Source organism: Paenibacillus sp. AR247, assembly GCF_002968895.1.
Classification (GTDB): Bacteria; Bacillota; Bacilli; order Paenibacillales; family Paenibacillaceae; genus Paenibacillus_AQ; species Paenibacillus_AQ favisporus.
The window spans coordinates 34,874-44,756 of sequence record NZ_PCZT01000005.1 but is presented as its reverse complement, the minus strand read 5'-3'; the positions used below and the strand labels follow the sequence as shown (position 1 = coordinate 44,756).

Annotated in this window: 9 protein-coding genes and 4 pseudogenes; 6 read left to right on the top strand and 7 right to left on the bottom strand. The window is 52.7% G+C overall.

Translation table 11 applies throughout. From position 1 onward, the window contains the following. Window positions 1–8: 8 nt before the first annotated feature. A pseudogene (locus CPT76_RS04215) lies at window positions 9–362 on the bottom strand (UbiA family prenyltransferase); the annotation flags it as partial. Window positions 363–642: 280 nt separating this feature from the next. On the opposite strand from CPT76_RS04215, the gene CPT76_RS37005 reads away from it, so the two are divergent. After that, window positions 643–1,626, top strand: a complete 984-nt coding sequence (locus CPT76_RS37005; RefSeq protein WP_105442030.1) for a metal-dependent hydrolase — start codon at window positions 643–645, stop codon at window positions 1,624–1,626. Further along, window positions 1,592–3,304, top strand: a pseudogene (locus CPT76_RS04205) (5'-nucleotidase C-terminal domain-containing protein); the annotation flags it as partial. The gene CPT76_RS37005 and the pseudogene CPT76_RS04205, both read left to right, overlap by 35 nt. Before the next feature lie 155 nt (window positions 3,305–3,459). Here CPT76_RS04205 and CPT76_RS04200 read toward each other — a convergent pair. Together CPT76_RS04200 and CPT76_RS04195 are read right to left on the bottom strand one after the other, a co-directional pair. Further along, complete coding sequence (locus CPT76_RS04200) at window positions 3,460–4,611, bottom strand: transglutaminase domain-containing protein (RefSeq protein WP_105442029.1); 1,152 nt, start codon at window positions 4,609–4,611, stop codon at window positions 3,460–3,462. A gap of 39 nt (window positions 4,612–4,650) precedes the next feature. After that, window positions 4,651–5,106, bottom strand: coding sequence for a hypothetical protein (locus tag CPT76_RS04195; RefSeq protein WP_076175110.1), 456 nt, complete (start codon window positions 5,104–5,106; stop codon window positions 4,651–4,653). Between the two features lie 367 nt (window positions 5,107–5,473). On the opposite strand from CPT76_RS04195, the gene CPT76_RS04190 reads away from it, so the two are divergent. The 3 genes from CPT76_RS04190 (at window position 5,474) to CPT76_RS04185 (ending at window position 7,443) form a co-directional block, all read left to right on the top strand. After that, window positions 5,474–6,631: an MFS transporter gene (locus tag CPT76_RS04190; protein WP_105442028.1), complete on the top strand. Its 1,158-nt coding sequence runs from the start codon at window positions 5,474–5,476 to the stop codon at window positions 6,629–6,631. Window positions 6,632–6,738: 107 nt separating this feature from the next. Beyond that, window positions 6,739–6,909, top strand: coding sequence for a hypothetical protein (locus CPT76_RS38910; RefSeq protein WP_163882325.1), 171 nt, complete (start codon window positions 6,739–6,741; stop codon window positions 6,907–6,909). Window positions 6,910–7,083: 174 nt separating this feature from the next. After that, complete coding sequence (locus CPT76_RS04185) at window positions 7,084–7,443, top strand: toprim domain-containing protein (RefSeq protein ID WP_076175114.1); 360 nt, start codon at window positions 7,084–7,086, stop codon at window positions 7,441–7,443. A 56-nt stretch (window positions 7,444–7,499) separates the two neighbouring features. Here CPT76_RS04185 and CPT76_RS04180 read toward each other — a convergent pair whose 3' ends face one another. The 3 genes and pseudogenes from CPT76_RS04180 to CPT76_RS04170 all read right to left on the bottom strand — a co-directional run bounded on the left by CPT76_RS04180 (window position 7,500) and on the right by CPT76_RS04170 (window position 9,262). Further along, complete coding sequence (locus CPT76_RS04180; RefSeq protein ID WP_076175116.1) at window positions 7,500–8,111, bottom strand: SCO family protein; 612 nt, start codon at window positions 8,109–8,111, stop codon at window positions 7,500–7,502. Between the two features lie 228 nt (window positions 8,112–8,339). Beyond that, window positions 8,340–8,942 (bottom strand): annotated as a pseudogene (gene cyoE / locus CPT76_RS04175) (heme o synthase); the annotation flags it as partial. A 104-nt stretch (window positions 8,943–9,046) separates the two neighbouring features. After that, the gene (locus CPT76_RS04170) at window positions 9,047–9,262 is read right to left on the bottom strand and encodes an alpha/beta-type small acid-soluble spore protein (RefSeq protein WP_094595154.1); all 216 of its coding nucleotides are present in this window, start codon (window positions 9,260–9,262) and stop codon (window positions 9,047–9,049) included. 119 nt (window positions 9,263–9,381) lie between these two features. Here CPT76_RS04170 and CPT76_RS04165 point away from each other — a divergent pair, with 119 nt between their 5' ends. After that, window positions 9,382–9,567: a hypothetical protein gene (locus tag CPT76_RS04165; RefSeq protein ID WP_105442027.1), complete on the top strand. Its 186-nt coding sequence runs from the start codon at window positions 9,382–9,384 to the stop codon at window positions 9,565–9,567. Between the two features lie 28 nt (window positions 9,568–9,595). Here CPT76_RS04165 and CPT76_RS38905 read toward each other — a convergent pair. Beyond that, a pseudogene (locus tag CPT76_RS38905) lies at window positions 9,596–9,883 on the bottom strand (tryptophan--tRNA ligase); the annotation flags it as partial.

The window sequence follows — 9,883 nt, the reverse complement described above, 5'->3', positions numbered from 1 at the left end:
CACACCTAGATAAAGGCATACCAGAGTACAACTGCTGGCTTTATGCGGCCGGCCGGAAGCGTACGTTTACGCGTCCGTTCCATCTTCATATCCAGTTCACGATCATAATAATTGTTATAGACACAGGCGGAAGCCATAACCAGCATGGTTCCCAGTAGAGTCAGAATCATCTTGCCTATATGAATATCCCATTGGGATGCGACCCAGAAACCTGCAAATGCAGCAATTAAGTTAGACCGGAGAATACCGGGTTTAGTTAATGTGATAAAATCTTTCCAAGTTGCCGATGGATTGGGTGGCGTTTGATTGATGGAAAGCGCTGCGGAATCCGAAGGAGCTTGGTAAGTCAAGTGATTATCCACGCCTTAAGATCCTCCTTAGTTCTGTCATTATGGAGGAACTTGCCCTCCGCTATAAAGTTTATCATATCAAAAGGTAAAAGTGTTTGACAATCCTCTCCAAAATCATTCACCATTTTGACAATTTAGTGACACGTATTAGCGACACGTAATAGTATGGTCAAACACTAATAAATTCATCCAATATTGGGTAGTAACTATATTGAGGCATTCTGCCGGAAAGGAAATCAGCTTCCGGGTTTGTTACAATAGAATAAAGAACAACAAGAAGGAGACATGGTAAATGGATACTGCCACACATTTTGTGATTGGACTCAGCCTGGCCGGTCTCGCCTACGTCGATCCGGCGGTTGCCGCGAGTCCTACGCTTGCCGCCGCGGTGCTGCTGGGCACTGTCATCGGTTCGCAGGCTCCGGATTTCGACGGCCTGCTGCGGTTCAAGAGCAACGCCCTCTATGTTAAAAATCACCGGGGAATTACTCATTCCCTGCCGTTTCTCGTCATCTGGACCGCTCTGATCAGCGGAATCCTGTCCCTTCTGTTCAGCGGTGTCCCATCCGGGCATATCGTGCTCTGGACCGGCATCGCCGTCTGTCTGCACGTGTTCAGCGATCTGTTCAACACGTACGGAACCCAGGCCTTCAGGCCCGTAACGGAAAAGTGGATTTCGTGGAACATCATTCATATTTTTGACCCGTTTATTTTTACGCTGCACGCCCTGGCCGTTCTGCTCTGGAGTACGGGAGCGGTACATCCTGCACCGCTGTTCACTGTCGTATATATCCTGACGGTGTTTTATTATATTTGGCGGACCGGCGCCCATTCGATGCGCACCCGGGAAGTGATCCGGCTGGATGAGAGCCGTAAGCCGGGAGAACGTTACTTCGTCATTCCGACCATTTCCTATAATAAGTGGCATGTCGTCAAGTCCCATCCAGACGGCAGCTATCAGATCGGCGTACTGAACGGGCATACCCTCGAATGGAGAAAGCATGCCGTCACCGAGTCCCATCCGGCGGTCGAGCATTCGCGGAAGCATCCCGATGTGGAAGCCTTCCTGTACTTCTCCTCCTTCGCGGTGGCCGAAGTCGAGCCACTGCCCTGGGGCTATGTGGTCCGTTGGGCAGATGTGCGCTACCGGCACCGGAGACAGTATCCGTTCGTCGCTGTGCTCGTCATGGATAAAAATTNTCAGCCGATCAATACTTACGTTGGCTGGCTGAGCTGCCCCGTCCGGCAAGCATATTACGATTCTGCACACAAATGATATGCACGGCCGTGCGGTAGAAGCATCCCCTGAAATGGGATTTGCCAAGGTCACAGGAATCTTTAACCAATACCGCAGCAAAAATCCGGATACGCTCGTTCTTGATGCAGGTGATGCCGTACATGGTACGCCTTTTGCCACCCTCGTTCAAGGCGAGAGCATCGTGAAGGTCATGAACGAAATGGGTTATGACGCCATGGTTCCGGGCAATCACGAATTCAACTACGGCTGGAAGCATCTCGTGGAACTCTCCAAGGAGTTGAAGTTCCCGATGCTGAGCGCGAACGTCATCCAGTCTGACGGCACTACCCTCTTCAAGCCTTACATAATCAAGGAAGTCGACGGCGTCAAGTTCGGCATTATCGGCCTCAGCACGCCGGAGACCGCATATAAGACGAACCCGACTAACGTCACCGGGCTGAAGTTCGCCGATCCATCAGCTGAAGCCAAGAAATGGGTGAACGAAATCCGCGGGCAGGTCGACGTCGTTGTCGTAGTTGGCCACCTCGGTCAGGACAAATCGAGTGTCGACACCAGCCTTAAGGTCATTAAGGAAGTGCCCGGCATCGACATTTTCATCGACGGACACAGCCATACGGTTCTGGAAAACGGCCTGATGGCCGACAACAACACGCTGATCGCCAGCGCCGGTGAATACACGAAATACGTTGGCGTCGTCGATCTGTGGGTCGACAACCACAAAGTCGTGAAGAAAGAAGCCACGCTGATCGATGAGAAGGAAGCAGCCGATATCAAGGCCGACCCGAAGGTCGCCGATCTGGTCGCTTCCATCCAGAAGGAGCAGGAGCCGATTCTGAAGGAAAAAGTCGGCGAGACGCCTGTGAAGCTGGAGGGTTCCCGCGAGAAAGCGCGCACCGGCGAAACTAACCTCGGTGACCTGCTGGCCGATGCGATGCGCGATGTGAGCCAATCGGATGTGGCGATCACGAACGGCGGAGGCATCCGCGCGTCGATCGAAGCCGGCACAATTACCAAAGGCGACATCGTTACGGTTTTGCCATTCGGCAACCAAATCGTGCAGCTGAAGGTTAAAGGCTCTGATATTAAGGCAGCCCTCGAGAACGGCGTATCCGACTACCCGCAGTCCAAGGGAGGCTTCTCCCAGGTTTCGGGGGTGACGTTTAAGATTGATACGTCCAAGCCGAAAGGAAGCCGCGTTCACTCCGTGAAGATCGGCGATAAAGCGCTCGATCCGGACGCCACGTATTCGCTCGCGACCAATGACTTTATGGCTGTCGGCGGCGACGAATACACGATGTTCACCAAGTATCCGCAAGCCGGCATGTACGGCGCCCTGGACGAAGCCCTGATCAACTATATCCAGCAGGGCAAGCCGATTCCGGAAGGACCGGCCGGTCGTGTTACCGAAGGACCTGCCCCTGCGGCAACGACAGCGCCGGCACCGTCCGAACCAGCGCCAACGCCGGCCAAACCGGAAACGTCGGCGCCTGCGAAGCCGGCAGCGCCAGCCAAGCCGCAGCCTGAAGTCAAACCGGCCCCTGCTCCAGCCGCGAAGGTCTATATCGTCAAGAAAGGCGACACGCTGTACAGCATCTCGCTGAAATACGACACGACCTGGCAGACGCTGCGCGACCTGAATCACATCAAGAACGCCAACCGGATTTATCCCGGTCAGCAAATCAAGCTGCCTGCGTAAACCTTGACGGCAGCCTTAAGGAAGCTGCGAAACTCGGGAATGAAGCCCAGCATCCGGCTTCAAAGCACCATCTATCAGAACACAAAATCCCCTTGCCCAGAACGGGCAAGGGGATTTTTTCAATGATCCTGTACCATTAGATATACCAGCTTGAATTACAGCATCTGCTCCTTAATATGCGTCTCCGCAAATTTCGGAGGATTGAACCAGTCGCCGCTCTGTGCCCATGTTGGATCCAGCGGCACCCACTTGTTCTTTTCAGGCAAATATACTTCATTCCAGGCATGCGGTCCATATCCGCCCTGGCCGTCATAGCCTTGGCCGGTGACCACCTTAACCTGCAAGCCCTGGGACCGGGCCATCACTGCATACAGTCTGGCATAATCGATGCAGACACCCTTCTTCGTGTTGAACGTATCCTGCGGCGTCTGTTCATGCCAGATCCCTCGCTGCTCGTAATCATCTACCTTGCCGTAATCGTACTGCACCCGGGTGCCTACCCAATCATACAATTTACGCGCCTTTTCCTCGTCGGTATCCGCGCCTTTGACGATCTCGGCGGCGGCCGCCTCGATATCCGAAGGAATCGCATGGTCGATCACCTCGTATTTGCGCTGCATGATGCTGTTCAGCTCTTTTTCGACAGCTTTCGTGAATACCGGAAGCTTGTCTTTTACCAAGTGACCCGACAACGGCTCGATGACCCGCTGCGCCCCTTCTTTATAGATCGGCGACGCCTCCACGTATTGGGTAAACGAGGTGTGCGGATACAGCGATACGTACACGAACAGCAGCGCAACGACGACGATACACCGTCCTGCCCCGATCAAGAGGCCGATGCACGCACCGGCCAATCGGCTCAGCAGCGAAGCGGAGGACTTCCCGCCCGGGTTAAAGAGCGCGCTGCTCCCGCCGAAGATCAGCACCGTCAACCAACGGATCAGGAAACGGATGATGCTATAGCTCACGATAAAGATGACGGCGAACCGCATCAGCGGAAAATCGGCCATCGCCGTAATGAACGTATAGTAAATCTGCTCCCACATTTTCAAATCCCGGTTCGGGAGCTGGCTGGCATAATCGGCGAGCCATTCCTGAACTCTGGGTGATACCCACAAGGTAAAAGGAACCGCAAGCACCAGCCCCAGCAAAATAAAGACGCTTTCCCTCAGCAGGGACAGCAGCCTTCCCGCAGAGCGGGATGCGCCCCGGCCCCAGCCCTGAAGCAGGGACACCAGCAGGATCAGCAGCAGCAGGATGCTGATGATGTTAAATTCCTTAAGACTTTCTATCCATGATTGCAGCATAAGATGACCCCCTCCACGTTGGTGCATGGATTAAGTCCTTTATTTTCCATTTGAACCGCCCGCCTGGCTCTGGGATTCGGAGATAAACGATTTGACCGTGTCGTTGATCTTCCACTGCCCGAGGGGTACGCCGCGGAACGTGACATCCACTTTGTCGCTTCCCTTGGTTCCCTTCATTTCCAGGTTCGGCGTCGTGATCGTAAACGTTCCGTCCCCGTTGTCTGCATACTTGGCATCCTTGGCTTCCTTCATCATGACATCCATAGCCTCGTTCTTCAGCGTATCTACGGTCTCGTCCTTCACCGTCGTTACGACCTGATTGATCTGCTCCAGGGAAATGCCGCTGTATACGACAAGCGCCAGCACGATGATGATGACGAGCGCCCATTTGACCATCGTCTTGACCAGATTCAGGACGATAAACAGCACGACAAGGGCAATCACGATCACCAGCCAGTTTTGCTGCAGAAAATCGGACCATACCTGCATATCCATTTCAAAAACACACTCCCATCGACCTGAAGGGCTTAAGCCACCCTATCAAGTGATTTAGAAACTTCCATTCGATTATACATGATCCGGACATCGGCTGTCAGCCAGCCCTTAGACGGGGCTTTCCGTCGTTCCCGGGGCGTAGCTGCCTCCAATATCAAGAAATCCACAACCTGCCCGGCATACAGCAGTCCAGTCTTACGTCACCTGCAAAGCTATCGATTTGCCCGTCCCAAAAAAAGAGGGTCTAAGCCGCCAAGTAGAAACGTACACGTAGATTGATGAACGAATGGTTGTCTTATCCGTTGGCCAACCCCCCGTTCCATACCGAACGTACAGATGATAAATCTGCGAAAAAGGAGCTGCTCACGTGAAAACTGCTATTTGGCTGTACATGTTTTTGTTTCTCGCCTTCTTCGACCTTCACGCCCAGTACCCCATACTTACGCCATTCGCGGTCTCCTTGGGAGCAGCGCCGGTCTTTATCGGGTGGATGATGGGCATTTACGCACTCACCCATTTGCCCGGCAATTTGATTGCAGGTACGGTCATCGACAAGCACGGCAGCCGGCGCTATATCATTTTCAGCCTCGTATCGGCCGGCATCGTCCTCCTGCTGCAGGCGCATGTGCAGTACCCTTGGCAGCTGCTGGTCCTGCGGTCAATCAGCGGCTTTGTGCTGGCCTTCTTGTCGCCGGCCTGCCTTGCCCTGCTCGCTTCCCTGTCCAAAAACGAGGTGACCCAGGGCAAATATATGTCGGGTCATGGCGTAGTGCATACCCTGGCCTCGGTCGTGTCGCCGGCTGCGGGAGCCTTTATCGTGGCCAATACCGGTTATTCGACAACGTTCCAGAGTCTCGGGTGGCTGCTGATTGCAACCGGCGTCATGGCGGTCTTCAGCGTCCCGAAACCGGTCAAGGCGATGACGGATGCCCGTGGCGGTAATGAAGAAGCTGCAATGTCGTCTCCTGCCCCCAGCGTATCCTGGCGCTATTTTATCCTCCCCTTTGTCGTTTCCTGTTCCCAAGGGATCCTGTTCTTCGAGCTGCCGCTGCGCGATACCGGGGTGGAAGGCATTAAATCGACCGGCATCCTGTTTTCCGTCCTGAGCATCGGCGCCCTGCTTACGCTGAGTATGCTGTTTATCAACCGCTATTCACCCTACAAAAGGGTCATCGCAGGCGTTCTATTGATGGCTCTTTGCTTCTTTGGCATGGCCGCGTTTCCTCATGTGCCGCTGGTCGTCATCCTGTTTATTCTCGGTTCGGCAAAAGGCATCATCTTCCCTGGACTTGCCTCCATGTTTATTCAGCTCAGCGGCGGCAGCAAGCTGGGGAGGATCTTTTCGCTCCAGTCCATTGCCATGTCCATCGGCTCCTTCATCGGTCCGATCACCGCCGGCCAGCTGAGAGGATCCGTGTCACCGTACTACATTGCTTTTGTCCTCCTCATGGCGGGACTTATGATGATACCCATCAACCGCAAGGGATCTGCGCTTCACCCCCATATGAACGAGAATCCAGTGTAGTCATAAGCCTAAAAATCGAGAGATAGGCCTCTGCACAATAATTCCTGCACTCACCCACATAAGATGGATTGTGTTAACCGACCAGGCAAGAAAGAGGGGTGATCTCGATGGGTCTGTATTCTCACTGCGGCTGTGGTCCTGTAGTAGCACCGGTGGCCGCACCTGCAACCAAGGTAGCTCCCGTGGCGGCAGCTCCGTGTGTGCCTTACAGTAACGTAGGCGTCGTACTGGTACTGTTTATCCTGCTTGTCATCATTTTGCGTGCATTCTGGTGCTAGAACGGCGATCTTCCCATATTAAACGGTCTGTCTACCCTGCTGGACAGATCGTTTTACTTTTTTTTGCATGGCTTGCCGAAAACAAGCTACACTAGAATTACCCGGACCTAAGCTTCAACATTTCCCGGGGAATTTCGAGACAAACATCCTTCTCTTAGTCCGAGGTGAGCCACCATGCCGATTTATATTATTGTCGAGGGAAAAAACGACCGCAGTAAGGTCCGCCGCCTGCTGGATCCCGAAATTCAAATTGTGTGCACGTACGGAACGTTAAACACGACAAGGCTCGAGTCTTTGCGCAAAGAAATTAAGGACAGCGAGGTTTATCTGTTTATGGACAACGACAGCTCCGGCAAAAGGATTCGCGGCGTTCTCCGGGATGCCTTCCCGGATGCAGGCCACATCTACACAAGACGGGGATACCGGGGCGTTGAGGGCACACCGGATGAATATATCATTTCCCAGCTGGAAAAAGCGGGGCTTGAGGAATTTATCGTTTATCCCGATTCCTACACCGTATGGTCCAAAGATTAAAAAAAGGCGCCTACCCATCCGGAGCATGCCGGGGATCGTGGCGCCTTCCTGTTTGATTATTCCTTGGCCAACGCCTCAACGTCCTTGGCAAGGGATTCTGCCGTAACTTCATCCGTATTGTTGGCGTTATACAGCTTGCGGACCTGATTGTCCCGGTCGACAAGGGCGATAATGTTGGCATGGGAGAAGTTGTCCTTGTTGTCTCCCATAATGGCGATTTTGAACGACTTTTCGGCCAGATCGCGGATCTGCTGATCTTCGCCTCTCAGGAAGTACCAGCCGTTGTAATCGACATTAAACTTGTCCCCGAACTCTTTGATCTTTTCCCGGGTATCTACCTTCGGATCGAAGGAGATCGAGACGAACTCGGCGTCTTTGCCGAAGGTTCCGTCCTTGACGAGCTGCTTCTGCGTCTGCGACAGCATGAAGGTCGTTACCGGGCATACGTCCGGGCAGCTGGTGTAGAAGAAGTAAAACAATCTGACCTTGCCTTTGGTATCGTCCAGGCTTACCGTTTTGCCATCCACATTTTCAAACGAAAAATCTCCGACTTGGCTGATGACCGGCAGCTTCTCTTTGCCGAATCCCATGGCGTTATATACCAGGTACCCTGCTCCAATCACGATCACCACCAGCAAAATCCATGTCCATTTGTAGCGCTTCAACATCGAATTCGTTCCCCTCTCCCTAATCACGCTTCCTGCTGTCCCTTATGCCGGCGGACATCTCAGATGCCGCCCTGCCTCCCCAGGACTACAGGCAGTAGTTTGTTATGTAACACCGACGCGGGACCATCCGTCCTGGAGGCCGGGTGACCCGCTTATGCCCGGGTGAACAGGCTTTCATATCTTCCTTTTAAAAGAATCCCATGATTCCATGGGATTCTGGGTAAGAACTTAGTGAGTTGTGTTCAAAATCATTGCGATCAAGCTCAAGGTCAAGTAGTTTATCGAGAAGAAGAACGTTTTCTTAGCCCATGCTTCATCGTCTTTGGCGGTAAATCCCTTCATGCCATAATACAGCCAGATCAGAGACAGCAAGAGCGAAATGATCATGAAGTAAATGCCCACATAGCCGTATGCATACATTAATACCGGTACCGGAACCAACAATACCAGGTAAGGAATACATTGAATCTTGGTACGCTTAACGCCTTTGACGACCGGCAGCAGCGGGAATCCCGCCACTCTGTATTCTTCGACACGCCGGATGGCGAGAGCCCAGAAGTGAGGCGGCTGCCACAAGAACAGCATCGCAAACAGCAGAACAGCGCCCATATCTACCGTACCCGTTACGGCAACATAACCGATTACCGGCGGCATAGCCCCCGAAATCGCGCCGACGGAAGTACTCCAGGTGGACGTCCGTTTCAGCCACATCGTATAAACGACTCCATAGACGAACATACCGATAACCCCGAAGATGCCGGCCATAACCCCTGAAAAAATAAAAAGGTCAGCGAGTCCCAGCACACCTAGAATAAAGGCATACCAGAGTACAACTGCTGACGGATGCTGCGGGATAAGAGAGAATCACGGTAGTTGCAAGACAAAATCCGAAGCACCTGCGGCGCTCCGGACCTAAAATACTTTCCTGTATGGAACTATTTTCCTTGGCCGGAAAGTTGCTGCTCAGCCAATTGAACCAGACGTTTCGTAATGTATCCCCCGAGAGAACCGGTTTCACGGGAAGTGTAGTTGCCCATGTATCCGTCTTGCGGCATTTGAACGCCAAGCTCCTGAGCCGCTTCCATTTTCAATTGCTGCAGTGCAGCGTTTGCTTGAGGTACCACCAGATTGTTGGAACGAGATCTAGCCATAATAAGAGTCTCCCTTCAATTCTGCGTCTTATTGAAATGCAAGCTTGCAAGCTTAGTATGGCTCGCAGCGACACAGTTATACAAGAAAGTTTCTATATATGAAATGGAGGTTTTTGCCAATGAGTAAAGGCTTGTCTTTATGGTTTGCTGCCTCGTCCATCCTGCTTCTGATGGCATGCGCTATCTCCATCAGCTATAACGGCTGGGTAGCCGTGCTGCTCGGCATTCTCGCAATTCTTAATATCGGGTGGGGCTTTGTGGTCAAAGCCCGCAAGAACCGGCTTCAGCAGCCCGGCAACCAGTAATGCGCTAGGCATTGCTGACGCGGGGAAGTTATTTTTTGGCCGGGAGAAATCCCATTCTTTCTTTGACTTCGGCCACGGTGCGGGATGCCTTCTCCATGGCTTTGCCTGCGCCCTGCGCCAAAATATCATGAATTTGACCGGACTTGCGGATTTCGTCATATTTTTGCTGCAGCGGCTCGAGCGTCGCTACGATGACTTCTCCCAGGTCCTTTTTAAATCCGCCATACATTTGACCTTCGTATTTATCTTGAATTTCCTGCAGCGACATGCCGGAGCATTGCGAGTAAATACTCATCAAATTGCTGATTTCCGGTTT